The following is a 23467-nucleotide window of genomic DNA, read 5'->3' on the forward strand; positions in this document are numbered from 1 at the left end:
GGGATGGCTTTTTTCGCCATCCCCTTGCTGTTCAGAAATCTGCCCGAACCCGAACTTCCCATGTAGCCGGACGTCCTGCGACGGCGATGTTATCGCCCCCAACGAAATAACCTCGTGTCACATCGTAATGCTTGTTTGTGATGTTTCGACCAATGCCTTCGATCTTCCAGTGTCCTTTACGGGGGGCGAAAGAAATATACCCGCCCCACAGGGTGTAACCCGGAATGGTATTTGCATCGTTAAGCGCAGTGCTTGTCGTGCGAAGGCTGTAATCCACACCAGAAACAAGGTCATACCGGCCAAGGCGCCACGTATAATCGACAGAGCCATTAGCCGTAAAATGTGGGACTTCCACACTCCGGCCAGAAACGTCCTGTTTCACGCCTACCCAGACACCGTTGACCCGCTTTGAACTCGTAACGGCGCTGAATTCATCATAGGCCCCTTCAACATACGCTCCAGACTGGGCTACACGTAGACCCGGTATTGGTGACCATTCCACTTCGTACTCACCACCAAACATATGCGAACGCGGGGCATTGACGAACAACCCGATCGCGGAACCCGTCGTCGGGCTATAAGCAATCGATTGCACCTGGCGATCAAAATAGTCGTAGTAGAAGAAATCCGCATTGATCCGAAGATTATAGCGCGGAAGGATCAACTTGTTTCCCACTTCGAACGCATAAAGCTGTTCCGGTTTGAATGGATTTGTCATCTGCGTGACGTCAGAGGAGTTATACACCGTAAAGCCGCCCGACTTTACACCTTTACTAAAGGTGAAATAGGCCATGTCATGACTGAATGGATGATACTGAACACTAAATTTGGCAGATGGTAGCGTATAGGACTGACCCTGTTGCGCGACTGTATTCTGAGGATTGGTCACAACGCCGTTGACGAGATAATGGGCATAAACATTATCCAGAGTGCGCTTTTCATGCTCTACCCGCAACCCGCCAACCAGTTGTAGTTTTGGTGTCAAATTGTACGTAACCTGACCGAAACCACTGATGGTATTGACTGTCTGCGAGTATCGGACATCTCCATCAGTATTATAAAGCGCTTCAAAACCCGACTGATACCGGTCATTCAGCCACTGATAGCCATAATAAATACCGCCAATCCAGTGAAGACGCCCAGTCGTATTTGATGAGAAGCGCAGTTCATCTGAGACGACACTGGCGCGCGTATTGAATTTTACATCGGCGAGCGAAAGCGATGAATCATCGAAATTATCGTATTCATTGCGCTGCATGTAATCATAGCTGGCCAGATTTGTGATCGTGAAATCCCTCAGATGCTTCTCGATCCTCAGGCTGCTGCCCCCAGTATCAATATGGCTATAAGGTTTCTGATCCGGGGTCAGGCCAGTCTCTTTGGCAAACTGATTCGATGTGCCCCAACGTGTATAATAGCGGCTGGCAGAAGCTGGCATAGGGTTGGTTGAACTCAGGCTCGTAATGGGACGCCACGCATAAGGGCCTGTCGCGTCGGAGCGATCACGGCTTCCATGCAGGTTCCACTCCACCTTCCAACTCTCTGATGGTGCATAATCCACCAAAAGTCGGGCAGCACCACGGTCGACATTGCCAAGATGAGCTTTTGCTTCCGGATTATATTGCCACGCACCGCCCTGTTGCGTCTCACCGGACAGACGGAATTTGAGCTTGTCGTTGATGGGGCCAGAAATATAACCATCAATTTTCGCGCTATCGAAGCGGCCATATTGGGCTGCAACGCCGCCGGTTAGCTTATCCGTCGGTTTGTTGGTAATGTAATTGATCGCACCACCCGTGGTATTCCGCCCGTACAATGTCCCCTGCGGACCACGCAGCACTTCTACGCGCTGCATGTCGAACATCATACCATTGATTCCGAAGGGCACCGGATTGGCGACCTCATCGATATAGATACCAACAGTTGGAGAGTTGTTACTGGAATAGTTGTTAAACCCTACACCACGAATGGTGTAGGTAAACTGCCCGCTTCCGTAAGACGGCTGTATTTGTAGCGACGGTGTTGCATATTGCAGATCGAAAACGTTGTTGATGTTGCGGTTTTCCAGCATTTTTGCTGAAATAACACTAATGGATGTTCCGATGTTCTGCGGACTGTCAGCCTTACGTTCAGATGTTACGACAACATTCTCCACACGGGATGCTTCGTGATCCTGCGGTTTAGAAGCTGGACGTATGTGAGCGGTTTTAGAGGGAGACGCCTCCCCCTTACGCGCACTCACATGTGCTGGCTTTTTGGTTGAAGCACTATCGTCCGCAAATGCTGCAACACTCCAGAACGGTAGCAATGCTACAGTGGAGACAAGAGCAATTCGCCCACGACCGAGGAGGGCATTTCTGCGGTACGGAGCAGTGTAAACGTCGTGCATCGGTTCCGCCTAACAACTAAGTTTATTAGTTATTTTATAAAACAACTATTTAATTGCGTTTAAGGGATAGAAAAACGATTCACAACAGGTTATGTTGTGAGGGCAACATTTTTTTGTGTTTCTGACAGCGATAAGCAAGAGATCGAACGTCTATGGCTCCCCAGATGAAACTCGCCGCATTCCTTCTCCCAACCGGCCATCATGCGGCAGCCTGGCGCCATCCTGGCTCAGATCCTGATGCGGGTAGCAACTTCCAGCGTCAGCTAGAACAGGCACGCCTTGCCGAGCGCGGGCTCTTTGATGCTGTATTTATCGCTGATTTTACAAGCTCCATCGACGAAGCAACAATCGATGGTTTCCGCCGCATGACCTATGCCGCATCCTTTGAGCCTCTGACTCTTCTTTCGGCTCTTGCTGCCACAACCAAGAAGATCGGCCTGATAGGTACTGTCAGCACGACTTATTCCGTACCCTATCATCTGGCTCGACAGTTTCTGTCCCTCGATCAGATCAGCGGCGGCCGTGCGGGATGGAACCTTGTCACGACCGCCAACGTGAAAGAGTCCATTCATTATGGCCGACCAAGCCATGTCCCTCATGCGGATCGCTATCGGCAGGCTCGCGAATTTGCCCAGATCGTGCAGAATTTCTGGGATAGCTGGGACGACGATGCCTTTCAGAGAGACACGGAAAGCGGAGAATTCTTCACCCCGGAAGGCCGACGCCCCTTTGATTTCAAAGGTGAATTTCTTTCAGCCGCAGGGCAGATCGACATTCCCCGCTCTCCGCAGGGCAGGCCTGTGCTCGTTCAGGCCGGGTCTTCCGAGCCGGGCCGTCAGCTTGCCGCAGAGACTGCTGAAATGGTCTTTACGGCCCAGCAGACTCTTGAGGAAGCAAAGGCGTTTCGCCTCGATCTGCATCGCCGTATGCAAGAAATTGGTCGAGACCCGGCGTCTCTGAAAGTCATGCCGGGCGTCTATCCCCTCGTGGGGCGTACACAGATGGAAGCGGAAGATCTGCGGGCGCAGCTCGATGATCTGACACATCCGGATGTCGGCCTGTTTCTTCTGGGGGGCATGACTGGCACTGATCTGCGTGGATTGCCTCTTGATGGCCCGCTCCCAGACGCTCCGGCCGACTTCAACGGCAATCGTAGTCGGCAAACTCTTCTGGTCGAAATGGCAAAACGTCGGAACATGACATTGCGTGACCTGTATCTGGAAGTCAGCGGCGCACGCGGTCACTGGTCCATTTATGGGGGCCCAAAGGAAATTGCGGATCAACTGGAAGAATGGTTTGTGGAAGGGGCAGCCGATGGGTTTAACGTCATGCCCCCTATTCTGCCGCAAAGTCTGGAGCTGTTCGTGGAGCATGTTGTGCCTGAACTACAGCGTCGCGGCTTGTTCCGCACTGCCTATGAAGGCTCGACCCTCCGTGAGCATCTGGGCCTGAAACGTCCGGCACCTGGCGAGACCCCATGAAGTCGTCTTCCGTTCTGATTGTTCTGCTGGGCCTCGGTCTGGCACCGCAAGCCTCGGCTGACCCGCGTGATACCATGAGCATCGGTGTCTCCATTGAACCACCCGGTCTGGACCCGACCCGCACACCGAGTGAAGCCGTCGGAACGATCACTTACAACAATATCTATGAAGGCCTGACGCGTTTGGACCGTGATGGTCATGTTCAGCCTCTTCTTGCGCGCGAATGGACGGTCTCAGACGACGGACGCGTGTATCATTTTACTTTGCAGGATAATGTTCGTTTTCACGATGGATCGCCCCTCACCTGCGAGAATGTCCGTTTTTCACTTCTGCGCGCAGGAGCAGCTAACAGCACAAATCCGGACCGCAATTTCTTCACGAATATTGCCGATATTGCTTGCCTGGACGCGTCTCATGCGGATGTGACGCTGAAAAAACCTCATGGCAGCTTTACCTATGAACTGGCGTGGAATGACGCGTCCATCCTGTCACCGGCATCCGCAGACAAAAATGTCAGCCACCCGATTGGAACCGGTCCTTTCAGGTTTGAGGAATGGCAACGGGGCGATCATGTCACTTTGGCACGAAATCCCGACTATTGGGGAAAAGCCCCTGTTCTGAAGACGGTGACGTTCCGCTTCATGCCCGACCCTCTTGCCGCAAGTAATGCGCTTCTCGCCGGCGAACTGGATGCCTATCCGTCTTTCCCTGCTCCGGAAGTTCTGAGCCGCTTCATTGATCATCCGAGTATCCGGGTTGTGCGTGGCACTTTCCCGTTCAAAGCTATTCTGGCTCTGAACAACGCTCGCAGACCGTTTAATGACATTCGGGTCCGTCAGGCGATTGCATACGCGATTGATCGCAAGGCCCTTGTTCAGGCTGGCGCGGAGGGCGAAGGGACAGTTCTGCAGTCGCACATGGCGCCTAACGATCCGGAGTATGTGTCACTGCCTGATCGATATTCCTACGATCCTGAACATGCGCGCGCACTTCTAAAGCAGGCAGGCATTCGGCCGGGCACGCAAATCACCCTCTCCTACCCGCCTATCACATACGCTCGGGATACCAGCGAAATCGTCGCCGCGTATCTTGAACAGGTCGGGCTGATCGTGACGCTACAGCCTCTTGAATGGTCCGCATGGTTGGGTCAGGTCTTCGGACAGGGGAAATTTGACATGACGGTCATCGCCCATACCGAACCTCATGATATCGGCATCTATGACAGGGATTCCATATATTTTCATTACAAAAGTACAGCGTTTCACACTCTGTTTGAGCAGTACGAAGCAACGGAAAACCCGGAAGAAAGACATCGTTTGTCAGTTGCCATGCAGGACCGTCTTGCACAGGATGAACCCAATGTTTTTCTGTTTTCCCGCCCCCGGGACACGGTCATGAACCGCCATATTCTCGGCCTCTGGACCGACCAGCAGATCGCGGCCTGCCCCATGGCTGATGTATCCTGGGCACCATGATGATCGGGGTTGCTCAAACCGTTTTAGGGCGGATTTCTGTACTGGTTGTGGCCAGTATAATTGTTTTTGCGCTGCTCACCATTCTTCCGGGTGATCCGGCGACTGTTATGCTGGGTCTGGACGCCAGCCCCGAAAGCATTGCCGCTCTTCACCATCAGCTTGGTCTCGATGCGTCTCCTGTCACCCGCTATTTTCGTTGGATTGTCGGTCTTTTCCATGGAAATGCAGGAACGAGTTACGTCTATGACGTGCCGGTTTCCGGACTGATTCTGGAACGATTCCAGAGCACTTTGCCCCTCATCATCTTTGCGACCTGCCTGGCCCTTCTCATCGGCTTGCCCATTGGATCTATCGCTGCGACCCATCGTGGGAAACGGCTGGATCTGGCGCTCATGGCGCTTCTTCAACTCCTGAAATCCATTCCGGATTTCTGGCTGGCCATGATGATGACTTTTCTGTTTTCCCTGACCCTTCAATGGTTTCCCGCAGGGGGTTTCAGTGGCTGGAACCATGGTGTGTTCTCCGCTCTTCGCGCCCTGACCTTGCCAGCCGTCGCCCTCGCGATCCCGCAAGCAGCGATTATTGCGCGATTCATGCGGTCATCCCTGATTGACACATTGGAGCAGGATTTTATCCGCACCGCCCGCGCCCAGGGATATAGCCGCCAAGGTGTTCTCTGGCGGGTCGCACTCCCGAATGCTGTTATTCCCGTTCTGACGCTGATCGGCATTCAGCTTCCCGTTCTCGTGACAGGGTCCATCATTGTTGAAAACGTGTTCAACATTCCTGGATGCGGCAAACTGCTTCTTGAAGCCGTCAATCAGCGAGACATTCCGGTTGTGCAGAACCTTGTCATGCTGATTGTGGCGGGTGTTCTTGTGCTGAACCTGTTCCTTTCGCTCATCATTCGTTGGCTGGACCCGCGTCTTGCAGGAAGTGACGCATGAAATTGCCCCGTGCCCCAAAGAGCCTGATCGCCGGAAGTATCCTGCTTCTTGGATGCCTGCTTCCCGCAACGATTGTCTGGATCTGGCATGGTGGTCATGCGCCGTTCATTGACATCCCGAACCGCTATGCTCCGCCTTCTCTGACCCACCCGTTAGGAACCGACCCTTTCGGGCGTGACCTTGCCAGCTATGTTCTGACGGGAGCTTTCAATACGACGGCGATTGCATTGCTTTCCGTCACGCTTGGGACCGTTATTGGAACCATTCTCGGACTTGTTGGTGCGAACGGTGGAAAGCGGGGATGGGCCGTGATGAGCGCTGCCGATCTTGGGCTGGCCTTTCCTCCCATTCTTATCGCGGCCATGCTCGTGACCGCACAGGGCGCATCCGCGACGGGTGAGATCCTGGCGATCGCCCTGTTCGGTATTCCCGCACAGATCCGCATTACGAAACAGGCTGCACAGTCTATTCTGGTGCTGGATTATATCTCCGCCGCGCGTATGGCGGGCTTTGGTTCCGTAGCTGTCATGATCCGCCATGTTCTCCCCAACATCGCACCGATCCTGATTGTTCACGCTTCAACGTCTCTTGCTCTGGCAATTCTGTCCGAAGCAGGTTTGTCTTATCTTGGACTGGGCGCTCCGCCGCCTCAACCGGATCTGGGGCGGGCTCTGGCGTCCTATCAGATCCATATTTTCGATCATCCTTTTCTGGTTGCTGCACCGGGCATTACGGTCATGGCGCTCGTTCTCGGTTTCAACCTGATGGGAGATGGATTGAGAGATCTTCTTGAGCGCCCCTTCGCCCTTAACGAGGAGCGCCTGTCATGACGGTATGCCTTTCTGTGCAGAAACTGTCGGTTTTGTCGGGCGCGAAACTCATTCTTCACCCCCTATCCTTTACGGTAAGTGCTGGCGAAACAGTTGCCGTGACAGGAGAGTCCGGTTCCGGAAAGTCAACTCTGGCCCGCGCGTTGATGGGGCTACTTCCAGATGGCTTCGAAGCTTCAGGACAAGTGACTTTTGAAGGCCAGAATCTGACCACTCTTCCCGAACGGGCTTTCCGTGACCTGCGCGGACGACGCATTGCCATGGTGTTTCAGGAGCCCATGACCGCACTCAATCCGATCCGCACTATCGGTAAACAGATCGGTGACACATTTAGACTGCACGGCACGGTTTCGTCGCGAGACATTTCGGCGCATGTCCAGCAGTTGCTGGATCGTGTCGGCCTGAGCAATGCTGGTGTCTCGGCAGGAGCATATCCCCATGCCCTGTCTGGAGGACAGCGTCAGCGTGTTCTTCTGGCGATGGCGATTGCCTGTAAGCCTGCCCTTCTCATTGCAGATGAATTTACAACCGCCCTGGATAGCAAAACGCAGGCGGAGATGATGGATCTTGTTAAAGACCTTGCGGTTGATCATGGGATGGCCGTCCTCATGATTTCCCATGATCTGGGTATCATCAGGCGTCATGCGCAACGTGTTCTGGTTCTTCAGCAGGGCTGCCTTGTCGAAAGCAATGAGGCAGAACAACTCTTTAATGCGCCTCGGCATCCTTATACACGGGCACTTCTGAGCATGTCCCTGCATGGAACCAGCCACCCTCCTTTGACGCGCATTCCTGTTCCTTCAGATGCCACTGAAGGCAGCCAGCTATGAGTATTCTTCTGGAAGCGAAACACATTCAGTTCAGTGTGTCCGAACACAAATCTTCCTTTTTCGCACCTCCCAGAAAAACCGTTCTGCAGGATGTCAGCCTTCATGTGGCAGAAAGGGAAACACTCGGTATTGTTGGATCTTCAGGGAGCGGAAAATCCACACTTTCCCGTATTCTGACAGGGCTTCTGAAACCGGAAAAAGGAGAGGTTCTCTTTCAAGGCCAGGCTCTGCGTGATGCTGCGGGGCAAGTCAGGAAAGACGTTCGGTCCCATATCCAGATGATTTTCCAGGATCCCCAGGGAGCGCTCGATCCTCGCCAGACCGTACGACAGATCGTGAAAGAGCCTCTTCATCAGACGCTCCTGAGCACCGAGAAAAAGGAGCGTCGGGTTCGTCAGGTCCTGACGGATGTCGCCCTTCCGGTGGATGCGGCTGATCGTTATCCAAGAATGTTCTCTGGTGGGCAGCGGCAACGCATTGCCATTGCACGAGCCCTTGTGACACGTCCTTCCGTCATCATCGCGGATGAGGCAGTGTCCGCTCTGGATGTGTCGACACAGGCTGTCGTTCTCAACCTGCTGATGGACCTGCAAAACCGATACGGTCTCTCCTACATTTTTGTCAGCCATGATCTGGCGGTTATACGCCATATTTCTCATCGTGTTGCCGTCCTCGACGGGGGCAGGATCGTGGAAACCGGCCCAACTGTCTCTGTGCTGGACCATCCTCAGCATTCCACGACCCGCACTCTGATTGACGCCAGTCTTTGAAACGATTTGAACCATGATTTCCCAATCGCTCAATAATCTCGTGACAGACGTGCCCGGTATCCGCGTCGGCAATGTTCAGAACCTCGATCAGCGGACAGGTGTCACAGCTCTCCTTTTTGATCGACCTGCAATAGCGTCTGGCAGCTTTCTCGGAGGTGCACCGGCATTACGGGAAAACGCGCTGCTGGAACCTGAAATGCTGGTGGCCGGTATTGATGCCATCGTTCTGTCAGGTGGCTCCACCTATGGTCTGGATGCGACCGCCGGCGTGCAGGCATGGCTACGGGAACAGGCTGCAGATCTGCCAACCCCCGACAATCAGGTTCGTGTCCCTATCGTCGTTCAGGCAAGCCTTTTCGACCTTGTGAATGGAGGCAACAAAGAATGGGGCCGGTATTCCCCGTATGCCGAACTCGGCTACCAGGCTGCACAGGCAGCCCGTAAAGGGCAGTTCGCTCTTGGGACCACAGGAGCCGGAACCGGAGCGACGACTACCCTGCTCAGAGGAGGGCTGGGTTCTGCAAGCACCATCACGCCATCAGGGCATACCGTTGCCGCACTGATGGTGGTCAATGCCGTTGGGACTGCGACAGTTGGCAATGGCCCTCATTTCTGGAGCGCTCCGTTTGAACGGGATAATGAATTCGGCGGCTTAGGATTTCCATCACACCTCATGGAAAACGACCTGGCTTTGCGCATGAAGCCAAACTATGTGGCGGGTACCACGATCGGTGTTATCGCCACTGACGCGATTTTGACAAAGGCCGAAGCCAAACGTCTTGCCATCCTAGCGCAGGATGGTATCGCCCGCGGGGTCTTTCCGGCCCATCTGCCGCAGGATGGAGACGCAGTCTTTGGTATCTCTACAGGTCATGCACCAGCCCCTGCCTCTGTAGAAATCTGGACGGAAATCCTGCACGCCGCGACGCAGGTTACAGCTCGTGCCATCGCCCGTGGCGTTTATGAAGCCTCACCATTGCCAGGAAAGCCCTTCCTTCCAACATGGAAGGAACGATTTGGTGACGTGAAACAGGGAAATGTGGATCATGGCTGATATTCTGCCTGCCCCGGCCAATTTCTTCCGCGTTCCCGGGCGACGACTAGCCCTTTCCACGCTTCAAAAAGGTAGCGATACGACACTGATCTTTGTTCATGGATTAGGCGGCAACCGACAGCAGTGGCGTTTGCAGTGGGAACATTTTTCTCAGGAGAACGTCAATCTTATTGCATGGGATGCTTACGGCCATGGCGACAGTGCGCGTTCTCACCATGAACAGGCGTTCGTAAGCTCCTATGCCGTTCAGGATCTTGCTGCAATTCTGAAGGCTTATCCGTCATCAAAGCGCATTCTTGTTGCACATTCCTTTGGATGTCGCGTGACGTTAGAATGGGTTGCGGGTCTGTTGAAGACGGAACAGGCGGTTCCGATTGATGAACTTATTCTTCTTGGACCCGCCTCTCTTGCTCCATCTCTGAAGGGCCCCATGTTTGGAAACTGGATGGACCGGCTACCCTTCTGGTTGTCATCCTTGGCGCGGCCATTTTTGCAGAAACGTTTTGAAGCTCTGGCCTGGGCTCCAACGGTTGATCCAAACCTTCTGAAGGCCGAACGCAAGGCTACAAAACGCAATAGTCTTTTCATGATCAATGCTGTCCGTGCGGGAGCACGGCCCATTGATCATGATGTTTTGAGACAGTTTGAAAAGCCAGTTCACATTCTTGCTGGCCAGCAGGATGGCATCGTACCTCTCGAAGAAATAAAGAAACTTCAATCGCTTATACCCGAAAGTTCCCTGAACATTCTCCCGGAGTGTGGGCATCAGATCATGCTGGAACAGCCTGCAACCGTAAATCGCTGCATTGAAACTGCTCTCAAACACCTTTCCTCTGGGCAGGAGGCGCGCTCATGAGCCAGGACGTTCTCGGCAACGCAGTGTCCACAGACGACAGCAGAGCGTTAAAAGGTATCAACGCTTTTATTCTCGGTTATCTCGGCTACGACCTCAAACTGGTGGATATTCTTGGTGTCGCGGATCAGTCCGATGACTGTCTGGCGAATACTTATGCAGGACTTCTCTGGATGTTGTCCGAAACAGGAGATATCCCTGCTGAAGCATTGCGCTATCGGGACCGGGCGAGCACCTCTTTTGATCGAGCCCTTCCGCGTGAAAAACTGCTCTTTTCGGTTCTGGAAGCTTCGATAGCAGAAGATCCGGATCGAATTATCGCTCTGACGGATACGATCCTGACCGAATGGCCGCGGGATCTAGTGACACTGAAACTCAGGCAGTATCATGATTTTATTCGTGGACGGTTCACGGATATGCTGGCTATCGCCCTGAAGAGCGAAGATGCTGCGGGAGATATTGCCGCACTGCATGGAATGCTGGCGTTTGGTTTTGAACAATGCCACGACTTGGCTGCGGCTGAACGCTCCGCACGAAGCGCTCTTGAGATGGACCCCTCCGAGCCATGGGCGCAACATGCTCTTGCGCATGTTTTCCTGACGCAGGGACGGATTGAAGAAGGTATTGCCTTTCTGGAAGAGCGGTCGGTTGGCTGGGAGCACCTGACCTCTTTCATGTACACGCATCTCTGGTGGCATCTCGCTCTATTCTATCTGGCTCAGGGCCGGGTAGCGGACGCGCTTGATATTTACGATCAGCATTGCTGGGGACGGGAGCGGAGTTTTTCGCAGGATCAGATAGGTGCCGTGTCCCTGCTCGTCCGTCTTGAACTGGCAGGTGCGGATGTGGGGCAGCGCTGGGATGATCTTGCGGAATGGCTTGCCCCCAGGCAGGAGGATGTCAGTCAACCGTTCCTGAGTTTACAATATCTCTATGGCCTTCTGAAAGCACGCCGCCCCGAGGGGGGGCATCTGCTCCAGCGTATAGAGAACCTTTCAGACAAAAACCTTCCAGATCAGCAGGCCTGGACTTTGGTCGGCATTCCTTTGGCTCGTGGCCTGAAGGCTTATCTGGACCATGATCCTGTCACAGCCCAGCGATACTTTGAAGCTGCCCTCCCTCACCTTCAGGATATTGGTGGCAGCCATGCGCAACGTGATCTGTTCATGCAGATCCACAAAGATATCGTCCGTCAGCTAGTCAACCTGTCGCCCTGAAACTTCGACTCGGATTTTAGCTGCAAGTTCGAGAGATCGACACCGGCTGTCATGATCATGAATCGGGACAGCAATCATGAGTTCGTCAGGTTTGTGGCGATCTGCAAAAGCTTGAACCTGCGTAGAAACGCTTTCTCTTGAACCCGAAAACGTACAGGCCAGCGTTTGCCCTAGCATATGCTGCTCTTCTGCTGACCAGGGAGAAGGACCGCTGTTCACAGGCGGTGGAAAGGCGATCGGGCGGCCACGTCTTAACGCCACGAAATATTGATAAAGCGATGTCGCGAGACGTTTGCCTTCTGCTTCCTCATCAGCTGCAATAATATTCACTGTCAGCATCACATGTGGTTTGGCGCATCGTTCAGACGGTTCAAATCTTGACCGATAGAGCGCAATCGCTTCTTCCATCTGTGCAGGGGCGAAATGGGACGCAAAGGCATAAGGAAGTCCCAAATGAGCTGCCAATGAGGCAGAAAACAGAGACGACCCCAAAATCCAGACCGGGACATGAAGGCCCGCTCCAGGCACAGCCCTGATGAGGTGCGTGTCCTCTTCAGAGGACGGTTCGAAATAATGCAGCAGTTCCACAACGTCTTCAGGGAACCTGTCAGCCGCAACTGGATCACGTCGAAGCGCCCGCGCTGTTCTTTGGTCTGCCCCGGGAGCGCGCCCCAGCCCAAGATCAATTCGTCCGGGGAAAAGGGTTTCCAGTGTTCCGAACTGTTCGGCAATCACCAGCGGAGAGTGATTGGGCAGCATGATACCACCTGATCCCACCCGGATACGGGTTGTCGCACCTGCTACCTGCCCGATTAGCACTGCCGTTGCGGCAGATGCAATGCCAGGCATTGCATGATGTTCAGCAAGCCAATACCGATGGAAGCCAAGGCTTTCCGCCCGTTTGGCAAACTCAATCGAATGTCGGAACGCTTCCCGCGGACCCGAACCCCGTGTGATGATCGAAAGATCAAGAACAGAAAATGGAATCATGGTCTTTATCCTCGACAGTCTGTGAGACCAGACAGATCAAAGGCGCACGCACCCGTCACTGCATCCTGATGCTCGTCCATCACATGTGTTGCGTTAAACATCCTGTCATCGCTTAAGTTTTCCGCAAGGCATTAAGGAGCGATCAAAATACCAGAAATATTTGAAGAAACAGTGCTCTTCCATATTTTCTGATGCCTGATCTTCAGCCATTCTGAGGTGTCGATCCCGTTTTCCTGATCCTCATGACGCAGACTTTATAGCGGAATTCGGTTCATCAAAGGATATGGAAAATGATGCTGGCAATCTTCGCGGAGGATCTGATTCCGTCGTTCTTTCACTTTCGTTCCTGACCCTCTTTCTCGTTCTGACGGGGCTGCGTTCCACATGACAACAACCTTTGCCATTCTTCTTGCAACATCTGCGATCATTGCCGTGGTCGTCCTGATTGCGCGTTTTCGCCTGAACCCGTTCATTGTTCTCTTTAGCGTTTCACTTCTCCTTGCCCTCTGCGCCGGTATGCCTCCCAATCAGGTGGTGGCGTCTTTTGAAGCCGGTGCAGGACATGTCCTTGGGCATGTGGGAACCATCATTGCTCTGGGAACCATGCTCGGCAAAATGCTTGCTGAATCCGGAGGTGCGGACCGGATTGCCCTGACCATTTCAGAACGAGCCGGACGGCAGAGAATTGACTGGGCCATGATGGTGATCGGGCTACTGGTTGGTTTGCCGGTCTTCTTTGAAGTTGGCGTTGTTCTACTGTTTCCGCTGGCCTTCGTACTGGCAGCGCGAACCAACACGTCCATTCTTCGGGTGGCTCTCCCCATGGGAGCGGCGCTCTCCGTCACCCATGCCATGATCCCGCCCCATCCAGCGACACTTCTTGCGCTCTCCGCCTATCATGCGAATACAGGAACGACGATTTTCTGGGGGGTCATCCTCGGGACGCCTATTGCAGCCATAGCCGGCCCGCTTTTTGCGCGCTTTATCAGCCCGCGTGTTCCCATCACCGAGACAAATCCGCTAGCAGCGCAGTTCGTGAGTCGCGAAATTCCCGCAAATCTTCCGGGCTTTATCATTACTGTCCTGACCATTACGTGCCCTGTCATCCTCATGCTGATCGGGTCTGCGGCTGATCTGTTTACGACGCCCAGGAGCGCGCCCAATACGTTCCTGCATTTCATTGGAAACACCGATATTGCCCTGCTGCTGGCAACAGTCATGTCCTTTTATGTTCTGGGTCTAGCGCGTGGCTTTTCCCGTGAGACAATCCTGAGATTCACCAATGAATGCCTCGGGCCAACGGCGCTCATCATGCTCCTGGTTGGTGCGGGTGGTGGCTTCGGGCGCGAACTGATCGACAGTGGCGTTTCAAAAGCCATCACGGATGCTGCTGTTAGCGCACATGTACCCCTTCTGGTTCTGGCTTGGCTTTTGGCAGCAATTGTCCGTGTTGCCTGTGGTTCATCCACTGTCGCCATGAGCACGGCTTCCGGTATCGCAGGCCCTATTTTGGCTCATTCACAGGGTGTGTCACCTGAACTGATGGTGATTGCGACGGGTGCAGGATCTGTCGCTTTCGGTCCTATGAACGACGCCGGGTTCTGGCAGATGAAGGAATATCTTGGCCTGACCGTCCCTCAGACCATCAAAACATGGTCGGTTCTGGAAACGATTATTGCGGTTCTGGGGCTCCTGTTCTGCCTCGGGGCGTCCATGGTCATCTGACAGCATCGATTACAGATATACACAGGGAAAAACTCCACCATGAGTACTACTCTTTTCGATCTGACGGGCCGTCGTGCTCTCGTAACCGGCTCATCTCAGGGAATTGGTTTCAGTCTGGCCCAAGGGCTTCAAGCTGCGGGAGCCGAAATTGTTCTCAACGGTCGTGATCCTGAAAAACTGCTTGCTGCGGCTGAGAAACTGGGCGGTGTGAAAACACTCCCTTTCGACGTTACGGATCATGCTTCTGTCAAAGCTGCGATTGATCGCTTTGAGGCTGAAACTGGCCCGATCGACATTCTCGTCAACAATGCCGGAATGCAGCATCGGGCGCCTCTAGAGGATTTTCCGCCGGAGATGTTTCAGAAGGTTCTCCAAACAAACCTGACATCCATTTTCAATGTTGGTCAGACTGTCGCAAAACATATGCTAGGTCGAAAGAGCGGAAAGATTATTAATATCGCGAGTGTGCAGACAGCCCTCGCCCGCCCGAATATTTCGCCGTACACTGCAACCAAAGGGGCCGTTGGAAACCTGACAAAAGGGATGGCCACGGAATGGGCCAGACATGGCCTGCAATGCAATGCAATCGCGCCTGGGTATTTTGATACCCCTTTGAATGCCGCCCTCGTCAATGACGCAGAGTTCTCACAATGGTTGGAGAAGCGCACTCCTGCCGGACGATGGGGTCAGCTGGATGAACTGACCGGAGCCTGCATCTTCTTGGCATCCTCGGCGTCCTCTTTTGTAAATGGTCACGTTCTGTATGTGGACGGCGGGATCACCGTCTCGCTTTAAGAGAAGCTTATCGGCGCAGGAGCAGAGCCAGTAGAAATGCTGCGCCGATTGCTGAAATTACAATCCCGACTGGCAGTTCCTGAGACGGTAACAGGCACCGGCTCAGGATATCTGCCAGGACCGTCAGCATCCCTCCGGCAACCACAATTGGCATGAAACTTCTTTTCAGAGCGCTGCCCCAGCGTGGACGAACAAGATGTGGAATAATCAGCCCGACAAAACCGATAGGACCACACAAAGCGACTGTCATGGCACAGCCAAAAGCGCAAACTACTAGAACACAAAGCCTAAGTTTCTGAACATGGATGCCAAGTGAAGCAGCCGTTTCTTCACCAGCCATCAGGGCATCAAGATCTCTGCGATAGATCAGACCGCCCAATAAAACTGTCAGAAAACCAAGACCGACGATTGGAATTGCTGCCCACGACCCACCGGAAAAACTTCCCATCGTCCAGAAGAGTACGGATTGTGCCGTATTTCGGTCGCCCCAGAAAATCAGAAGATTGGTCAGTGTTGAAAAAACAAATGAGACCGCAAGCCCCGAGAGCAAGACACGCTCAGTCGAGATCACACGATTTTTCTTCCTTCTGACAGCAATCAGCAGAAGCAGGGTAGCCGTAGCAAACAATGCCCCCGTTGAAGCTCCAACTGCTGCTGTCCAGATTCCGAGCATGTCACCACATAAAACGATGACCGCAACGGCCCCTGTTGCTGCCCCAGAGGACAGACCAAACAGAAAGGGATCGGCCAGAGGATTTCGTGTTGCGGCCTGAAGAAGGGCACCTGCCCCGGCAAGCGTAGCCCCTGTCAGAAAAGCGAGAAAAAATCTGGGTATCCGTAATGACCATATAATGCGTGCAGCAACGTCATGACTGTAAGGCCCTGCGCAGAAAGCCGCTTTTAACGCCTGCCAGGATAACGACGCGCTACCAAGCGCAATTTCCAGAAAACAAAGTCCTACAATGATAGGTATGGCAACACAAAGACTATTCTTCCGAATCATGGCTTAGTCTCGGGATGCAGAAATACTGATATTTTTTCAATGGCATCAATATTGGCTGGAGAAGGCGTCATTTCATCATAACGTACAGCCATAATACGATTAGCTTTTAACGCCGCAATATCAATCAAAAGAGGATGACTTTTCAAAAACGCCAGGCTTTGTTGAATACCGTCACCGTAATCGACGATCAAAATAGCTTCCGGATCTCTGACGGCAACGCTTTCCCATGAGGCAGGTCCCCAGTTTGTCGGCAGATCGCTGAAAATGTTCTGCCCACCTCCCAGATGCATCAATTCTGTCGCAAGGGCATATTTCCCGGCCGTAAAAGGACGATCCCGGCCACTATCATAAAGAAACACGCGCACAGGAGGACGCCCTGCCAGCTGCTTCTGAACAGCTTGAACTCGTATTTTCCAGCCATTTACAAGGCTTTGAGCTTCTGCCGTGCGATCAAAAACCTGTCCCAAACGGTCTTCATCACCATACAGCAGGTCCAGCGTCGGAAGAGCAGAGACCTGTCCCGCCCTCATGCAGCTCTCGGAGAGAACAAGCGTCGGAATACCCTGTGCGGCCAACGTCTCCGGTGTGACGTCCCCTCCCACGTGCATTCCATAGTTCCAGCCCGCAAAGAAAAAATCCGTTCCAGCGTTCAGAAGCTGCTCAAGCGTTGGATAATGTGTAGCGATTTCCGGAAGATCGCCGAGCTCTTTCTCGAATACGGGTGTTCGCTTGTTCCAGCCAGAAATTCCGGTCACTCCCGTCATGAATGGCTGTAAGTGAAGCGCAAAAGCCATTTCTGCCATGTTGACATCATGAATGACGGCATGGGTTGGCCTATGCGTTATGGTTACTGGCTTACCACAGCTTTGGATCGTGACCGGATAAGAAAATGCGCTCTGAATACTCAGAAGCGTGCCCAGACCAAATGCTTTCAGACAGTTTTTCACGGCTGTATCGGTCTGAACAAAAGCGACACATGTCCATCGTCGAGCGTAACCTGATGCGCTTTCTGGTTAAATGCCAGCTCGAACATCGGCGAAAACAGAACCTTCCGTGACGCGTCATCCATAATCAGACGTCCCTCTTTCAACAGGAGCGTTCTATCTGCAAAATCAGGAACAAGAGAAAGATCATGCAAAACAGCAAGAATAGTCATGGGAAGCGTTCGAAGCAGGTTCAGCAGTTCTGAACGTGCAGATAAATCCAAATGATTGGTCGGTTCATCCAGCAGTAGGATACGAGGGGTTTGCGCCAGACAGCGCGCCAGCATAACACGCTGGCGCTCTCCGCCTGACAGGCCTCCCATGGTTCGTGGCATTAACGAATTGATACGACAATGATGAATGGCAGTCTGTATTGCGGTCTTCCCTTCCGCCGAATCTTCAATCCCTTGAAAGGGCAATCGGCCAAGAGCAACGTAATCAGAGACAAGAAACTCTGATGCAACATCATCGCTTTGGGACAACCATGCAATCTGCCGAGCAATTTCTCGCCGTGTCAGATTGTGGAGTGGTTGGCCAGCAAGTGTGACGCAGCCACTAGAGGGTTTCAACAAGCCTGCCAGGAGTTTTAGCAAAGTGCTCTTGCCGGCACCGTTCGGCCCGATAATCGCAATATGCTCACCAGCCCTGACGGAGAAATCCGCCAGAGCCAAGGCCTCCTCGTATCCTAATCCTTCAGCCTGCAGCATGATGTCTGACACTGTCAGAAGCCGGCCTGAAGGCTGATGGAAAAGGATCGTGGGGCTCCGAGCATCACTTCGCTTGGATAGCTTGTGTCAGCCCATTGGATGAAGTGCTTGTTACCCACATTGTCAATCCGGCCATACACCGTGACACCACGATAAGCGTGCCATGCAGCAAAAAGATTAACCAGAGCATAATCTTTCAAACTCAGTGTGTTAGCATAATCTCCTTGACGTGCAGAGACGTACCGCATTCCTGCTCCAAGATCGACGGGTAGATCCGCAATGCGGGACCAGACACCCCAGAGATTAGCCGTCACCGCAGGAACATTCGGGACTTGATTGCCTGACGCATTCACCGATGCTGACGGATGGAAAGAGCCATATCGCGACCACGTGTATGCGACGTTTCCGGAGAGGCTCCAGTGTTTGCCAAGTGCCAGATCCCCCTGCCATTCCACACCACGGGATTTCTGCACACCTGCCGTCGCAACGGTATCGACCCCTGTTGCGACCAGAACGTGGGTTCGCCGGATATCGTAGAGGGATAACGTCGAGGTCAGATGCCCTTTCCAGAACGACCCCTTGGCTCCGATTTCGCCCTGTCGAGAGCGGCTCAACTGACTGAACTGATCTTTGTTGACGAGGAAAATATTAGAGCCTGGTGGGTCCTCGGCGGTCGTATAAACACCATAAAGACTGATGTTGTCCGTCAGATCATAAACAGGGCCAATACGGAAATTGGCAGGGTGGTAGGTGCCTTTGAAGCTTGTTCCCGCGTTAAAAGTCCCATTCTGCCTGTAATTCTGACGATCCAGTTTCAGCCAGTCATAACGAAAGCCTCCTACAACCCGAAAGTTATCGCGGATTGTCAGCACATCCTCCATGAAGATACCGGCATCAACCATTGTTGTGGGTGACTTTGTGTAAGGATACTCGCCGGCAAAGCTACCCGTTTGCGTCCGTTCCGGGCTGGCCAAAGAAACGCTGTCTGCATAATTAGCATCAGGAAACCCACGGTTTCGGATCAGCCGTACATAATAGGCATCCCCGCCGACCACGAGACGGTTTTTCATTCCAAAGAGATGGAAATCAAACTGTCCATCCACGTTGTCTCCAACCTGATGCTGGTTCATGTAAACATAGAACCGATCACGACCGACGCGTCCTGGAGCGATTGCGTTTCCGCTCGCATCTGTCTGGCCCGGGGTGCTGATATAGCTATAGGACTCAGTATTGTTCCATGTACGATTGGCATACACGACATAAGTTTTGTTATGAAAAGCTGTATTTACAGTGGGTTGCCACGTTAAATGCAGTGTGGGTGTTACGTTGACAGAGCCTGCTTTGGCGTCCTTTGTATTGTAATATCGCCATAGTGAAGACCGGCTGACCCCAAGCCCTTTGGAGGAAGACAGCAAACCGCCGACCCCATCATGCACCTGGGAGAGTGGAACAAGAGGCGTTCCGTAATAGGTTGAAAGCCGATCTGTGAGATAGTCCACACTCAGACGGGCTGTGAACTTCTTAGACGGATGCCAGAGCAATGTAGTTGTAAAATCGTTACTGTGCGGGTCAGCCCCTGCGACATACCCGTCTGAGGACGTGCGGCTGAAATCACTGCGGATTGCCAAGGTATTGGTGATAGGAACAGAGCCTCCAACACCTGCATTCCAGGTATTAAAGCTGCCATAGGACACAAGCGCATTCGCATGAGGACCATCGAATGCAGGGTCGCGTGTTCGCATGTCCACAGTCCCGCCCACAGCACCCTGTCCGTACAGAACGGATGATGGACCTTTAAGAACCTGAACGCTCTCCAGATTAAAGCTGTTAAGTGGACGGTTCACCATGGTGGTTGGGCCATAATAGATCCCGTCCCGCAGGATCAGAACCTGATTCCCACTGAAGCCACGCATCATCATCTGGGCCGGACTTCCGGGAGAGCCACCAGATGACACGCCCGGAGCACTATCGGCGGCCTCTTCAGCATGAGCATAGCCCCGCTGCTCCATAACGCTTCGCTGGATGACGTTGATGGTTGCAGGGTTATGCTGAACCGTTAGTCCAAGCCGTCCGCCAATTGCCGCTGTGTCTTTAAGAGACTGTACCCGGCCATGTGCGGTGATGTGCTCTTCTTTTGCTTTTGTTTCGGTCTTCCGAACATCTTCCGTCTGGGCAAATGCTGGTTGGCACACGGTGAGTGCTGCGACAGGCAGTACACCAACAAAACTCTTTTTCCTCATGGATAACGCAAACTTCACTCAACAATGCGTCACTACGATGAGTGAGAGAAAGAGACCCTCACTGCGTCCGGTGCACCCCGCCCTTCCGCTTCGTCTGTAACCATTTTCGATGGCAGGTCTCCTGGCTCGCGGATCAATGACAGGTCACAAACCTTCCCAAAGCAGGCGCTCCAGTGGTCGGGCGTAAAAGCCTCCGTGTGGCCTGTCTCACCACTTACAGTTGCGGGGGCAGCCACAGCATTTCACTGCGTTCCCTTTTCATCCCCTCTCGGGGAACCATCCGTGAGCAAGGGACATAACCGAAACTCCAGAACAGTCAAACATATATGTTATAACATAACAATATGCTTTTTTGAATTAAATTTAGTTTTGCTATTGCAATATTGACGAAGTGAGACAAGCCAGCGCGGCAGACCTGCTCTGAACGATTCCCCTATGGGGTATATATATCAAAGGTTTTCCAAGGCTTATGATACCTCTGAAAACTCTTGGAAAATCGCTTCGCAACACTTCTATATTGAAAAAACATTTAACTTTCATATTGCTCTTTCTGAGAATGAGTATCATCTTCATAAAAAGTTCGCAGAAATATATGTAACATTCCCGCGAACACTCATTCTTGCTGGAGGTAGTCAGACCATTCCATGAAACCTGTCCTGTCGGGTTCCTTACCCCGGAAGAAGCTTTATCCTGCGTTGTTCACAGCTTTTTTGCTGTCCGGGTCATGGACTGGCGCATTTGCCGCTACGTCTGATGATACTGGGAAACCTGAAGACGGACATAAAAAACTCCTTCCCACGGCTTCGGCCAAAACCCCTTCCGTTCACCAGGACAGCAAAACACAAGCGCATTCGAACGCCCAGGACGACAACCAGCTTCCCGGAAGCATCGAACAACTTCTTGTAGAAGGTCACCGCAAGGACGCATCTACGGATGGGACCGGCACCTATACTGTCTCGGCTGTTTCTACGACCAAGATGCTGCTTAAGCCCATGGACGTTCCTCAATCCATCTCGGTGCTTAGCAGCCAGCAGATGAAAGATCAGAATCTCAATACGGTTGATGCTGCGCTCAAACAGGTCGCTGGTGTCAACGTCAACATGTATGGAGACGGAACTGGCGGATACACAGCGCGTGGATTTACTCTGCAGGCGCAGTATGACGGCGTTCCATCCATGGGGGGACTGACCCTCAGCCAGCAGTATGATCTGGCAATCTATGACCGTATCGAGGTTCTACGCGGGCCAGATGGCATGCTACAGGGCTCCAGCACACCTGGTGGTAGCGTCAATTTCGTGCACAAGCGTCCAACCAACGATTTCCAGGGAAATGCCTCGTTCTCTGCCGGGTCATGGAATAACTATCACGCCACACTGGATGTGGGTGGACCCATCGCACATTCAAAGATCATCTCTGCCCGTCTCGTATTTGCAGGGACTGATCGCAATCAGTTCTACAACAACGCCTACGACCGTCGTTGGACGATTTATGGCGTGACAGATGTCCATCTGACCCGCCGTGACACGCTGACTGTTTCAGTCACATCCCAGACCAACGACACAACGCGCTACATGGGTCTTCCCCGTGCCAGCAACGGTGCGGATTTGAAGCTGCCAACCAGTACGTTTGTTGGCGCAAACTGGGGGAAATCCGAAGTACCCATGACGGAAGTAGAAGCTCAACTTGAGCATCTGTTTTCACATGGATGGCGCGGGCGCATCAACTATCGGCACCGAACAGCCGATACAATGCTGCAATATGCATATCTCAATGCCTATAACGCTACGGCCCGAACCGGAAATTTTGTCGTCGCCAATACTCGGTATGACGAAACAAATGATGGTCTGGATGCCTATGTCACGGGGCCAGTTCATCTTTTCGGGCAACGACATACCCTGATGATGGGCGCCAATTATGACCGCTACGCCTATGAAGGTGGCGGAGCCAGCGTAAATTCCCGCAGCTATGCTGCGTTGGGAGGAATTCCGCTGACTGCCTCAGGCTCTATTCCATCCCTTGCGCTTCCTACGATCAGCAATCGCTATTGGGAGCCCTCGACCCAGTGGGGCGTGTACGGCCAGGCACAAATCAAACCGATTTCACCTTTTGCTATTCTGATTGGCGGTCGCGTCAGTGGTTACGTCAGCAAGACACGTCGTATTTCCCCAACCGTTGGCACAACCAGCACCGACATTGATCAACAAGGTATTCTGACCCCTTATATCGGCGGCGTTCTCCATCTGCGTCCAAACGTCACGGCTTATGTCAGCTATGTTTCTACCTTCTCCCCGCAATCGGCTTTCGACACAACGGGGCGCCTTGCCCCTGTTCGAGGCAATCAGCTTGAGGGTGGTATCAAGGGTGAGTTCTTTAAAGGCCATCTGGGCATGACCCTGTCAGGCTACAAGATCATCCAGAAGAACGAAGCAATCTACAACAGTACGATTGGTGCCATCTGTGGCCCGGGTGGGGTGGATGACTGTTATGTCGCTACCGGAAAGACCCGCAGTCAGGGCGCTGAAGCCGAACTGATTGGTCGCCCGCTGGAAGGATGGGACATCAACGCCAGCTACACATATAACGACAACAAGATCGTCAATAATGGAAATGCGACCCAAGCCGGCCTAACCTATGCCGGGAACTCACCCAAGCACTTGTGGAAGCTGTGGACGCATTATCGCTTTGAACCTTATCATGGAGCACAGAAAAACATTTGGAGTATCGGAGGTGGTCTGAATGCCCAGACCGGCACTTTTGGTACCAACCGCACCGTCACTCAGGGCGGCTATATCATTGGATCTGTTCAAGCCAGCTATCAGTGGAACAAATATCTGTCCCTGTCTGCAACATTGAACAACATCGCCAACAAACGTTACTACCAGCGCCTCGGTAATCTTTACTACTATAACTACTACGGAGAGCCGAGAAACTTCATGTTTACGCTCCGATCAAACTTCTGACGCCGGCTTTAGGCTGCTCTACAAATTGACTGAAATACACCGTGGCTCAAAGGATACGGAGGCACGGTGTTAAGCGCCTGGGGAGCAGTTTTCTCTGTATGTGTGCCTGCCCCTACCGTACCGGGATCGGTTTGCTTGGACCACATCAACAGCATGATGAGAGCTGCGAGAACGATAATAATTGTTAGAAGAACCCAACGTTTTTCCATGATCTTTCT

At 52.9% G+C, this 23467-nt stretch carries 18 protein-coding genes and 1 riboswitch; of the genes, 12 read left to right on the forward strand and 6 right to left on the reverse strand.

Translation table 11 applies throughout. The annotated features are described in order from the left end of the window. Positions 1-31: 31 nt before the first annotated feature. Positions 32-2389 carry a TonB-dependent receptor gene (locus tag HKD32_RS08730; RefSeq protein ID WP_194257857.1) on the reverse strand — a complete coding sequence of 786 codons (2358 nt, stop codon included), beginning with the start codon at positions 2387-2389 and terminating at the stop codon, positions 32-34. A 152-nt stretch (positions 2390-2541) separates the two neighbouring features. Here HKD32_RS08730 and HKD32_RS08735 point away from each other — a divergent pair, with 152 nt between their 5' ends. Genes HKD32_RS08735 through HKD32_RS08775 form a run of 9 tightly spaced genes read left to right on the forward strand, consistent with a single transcriptional unit; the run spans position 2542 to position 11846 of the window. Further along, the gene (locus tag HKD32_RS08735; protein ID WP_061930761.1) at positions 2542-3870 is read left to right on the forward strand and encodes an LLM class flavin-dependent oxidoreductase; all 1329 of its coding nucleotides are present in this window, start codon (positions 2542-2544) and stop codon (positions 3868-3870) included. Further along, positions 3867-5345, forward strand: coding sequence for an ABC transporter substrate-binding protein (locus HKD32_RS08740; RefSeq protein WP_194257858.1), 1479 nt, complete (start codon positions 3867-3869; stop codon positions 5343-5345). The genes HKD32_RS08735 and HKD32_RS08740 overlap by 4 nt, the downstream gene beginning before the upstream one ends. Continuing rightward, positions 5342-6292, forward strand: a complete 951-nt coding sequence (locus HKD32_RS08745) for an ABC transporter permease (RefSeq protein ID WP_061930754.1) — start codon at positions 5342-5344, stop codon at positions 6290-6292. The genes HKD32_RS08740 and HKD32_RS08745 overlap by 4 nt, the downstream gene beginning before the upstream one ends. Then, positions 6289-7122 (forward strand): ABC transporter permease, encoded by an 834-nt coding sequence (locus tag HKD32_RS08750; RefSeq protein ID WP_061930751.1) that lies wholly within the window; start codon positions 6289-6291, stop codon positions 7120-7122. Before HKD32_RS08745 ends, HKD32_RS08750 begins: the two co-directional genes overlap by 4 nt. Then, positions 7119-7952, forward strand: a complete 834-nt coding sequence (locus HKD32_RS08755) for an ATP-binding cassette domain-containing protein (protein ID WP_061930748.1) — start codon at positions 7119-7121, stop codon at positions 7950-7952. Before HKD32_RS08750 ends, HKD32_RS08755 begins: the two co-directional genes overlap by 4 nt. Then, positions 7949-8722, forward strand: a complete 774-nt coding sequence (locus HKD32_RS08760) for an ATP-binding cassette domain-containing protein (RefSeq protein WP_061930745.1) — start codon at positions 7949-7951, stop codon at positions 8720-8722. Before HKD32_RS08755 ends, HKD32_RS08760 begins: the two co-directional genes overlap by 4 nt. Before the next feature lie 13 nt (positions 8723-8735). Continuing rightward, positions 8736-9776 carry a P1 family peptidase gene (locus HKD32_RS08765; protein WP_061930742.1) on the forward strand — a complete coding sequence of 347 codons (1041 nt, stop codon included), beginning with the start codon at positions 8736-8738 and terminating at the stop codon, positions 9774-9776. After that, positions 9769-10632, forward strand: a complete 864-nt coding sequence (locus HKD32_RS08770; RefSeq protein WP_061931070.1) for an alpha/beta fold hydrolase — start codon at positions 9769-9771, stop codon at positions 10630-10632. The genes HKD32_RS08765 and HKD32_RS08770 overlap by 8 nt, the downstream gene beginning before the upstream one ends. Beyond that, on the forward strand, positions 10629-11846 hold the full coding sequence (locus HKD32_RS08775; protein ID WP_061930739.1) for a tetratricopeptide repeat protein: 1218 nt from the start codon (positions 10629-10631) through the stop codon (positions 11844-11846). Before HKD32_RS08770 ends, HKD32_RS08775 begins: the two co-directional genes overlap by 4 nt. Here the strand turns inward: HKD32_RS08775 and HKD32_RS08780 are convergent. After that, positions 11826-12836: an LLM class flavin-dependent oxidoreductase gene (locus tag HKD32_RS08780; RefSeq protein ID WP_061930736.1), complete on the reverse strand. Its 1011-nt coding sequence runs from the start codon at positions 12834-12836 to the stop codon at positions 11826-11828. The two genes, HKD32_RS08775 and HKD32_RS08780, sit on opposite strands and share 21 nt — an antisense overlap. A 384-nt stretch (positions 12837-13220) precedes the next feature. Between HKD32_RS08780 and HKD32_RS08785 the strand changes: the two genes are divergently transcribed. Further along, on the forward strand, positions 13221-14561 hold the full coding sequence (locus tag HKD32_RS08785) for a GntT/GntP/DsdX family permease (RefSeq protein ID WP_061930733.1): 1341 nt from the start codon (positions 13221-13223) through the stop codon (positions 14559-14561). 39 nt (positions 14562-14600) lie between these two features. Continuing rightward, on the forward strand, positions 14601-15356 hold the full coding sequence (locus tag HKD32_RS08790) for an SDR family oxidoreductase (RefSeq protein WP_194257859.1): 756 nt from the start codon (positions 14601-14603) through the stop codon (positions 15354-15356). A 7-nt stretch (positions 15357-15363) separates the two neighbouring features. Here the strand turns inward: HKD32_RS08790 and HKD32_RS08795 are convergent, their stop codons facing one another. Genes HKD32_RS08795 through HKD32_RS08810 form a run of 4 tightly spaced genes read right to left on the reverse strand, consistent with a single transcriptional unit; the run spans position 15364 to position 20289 of the window. Continuing rightward, entirely contained in the window at positions 15364-16359 is a 996-nt protein-coding gene (locus HKD32_RS08795) for a FecCD family ABC transporter permease (RefSeq protein ID WP_194257860.1), read from the reverse strand. Beyond that, entirely contained in the window at positions 16356-17306 is a 951-nt protein-coding gene (locus HKD32_RS08800) for an ABC transporter substrate-binding protein (protein ID WP_061930726.1), read from the reverse strand. The genes HKD32_RS08795 and HKD32_RS08800 overlap by 4 nt, the downstream gene beginning before the upstream one ends. Next, positions 17303-18049, reverse strand: coding sequence for an ABC transporter ATP-binding protein (locus HKD32_RS08805; protein WP_167347215.1), 747 nt, complete (start codon positions 18047-18049; stop codon positions 17303-17305). Before HKD32_RS08805 ends, HKD32_RS08800 begins: the two co-directional genes overlap by 4 nt. 14 nt (positions 18050-18063) lie before the next feature. Then, a complete protein-coding gene (locus HKD32_RS08810) occupies positions 18064-20289 on the reverse strand; it encodes a TonB-dependent receptor (RefSeq protein ID WP_194257861.1) in 2226 nt (741 codons plus the stop codon). A 94-nt stretch (positions 20290-20383) separates the two neighbouring features. Then, positions 20384-20585: riboswitch (cobalamin riboswitch) on the reverse strand. A gap of 348 nt (positions 20586-20933) precedes the next feature. Here HKD32_RS08810 and HKD32_RS08815 point away from each other — a divergent pair. Further along, on the forward strand, positions 20934-23249 hold the full coding sequence (locus tag HKD32_RS08815) for a TonB-dependent siderophore receptor (protein ID WP_194257862.1): 2316 nt from the start codon (positions 20934-20936) through the stop codon (positions 23247-23249). Positions 23250-23467: the final 218 nt, after the last annotated feature.

This window comes from Gluconobacter japonicus (assembly GCF_015244665.1).
Classification (GTDB): domain Bacteria; phylum Pseudomonadota; class Alphaproteobacteria; order Acetobacterales; family Acetobacteraceae; genus Gluconobacter; species Gluconobacter japonicus.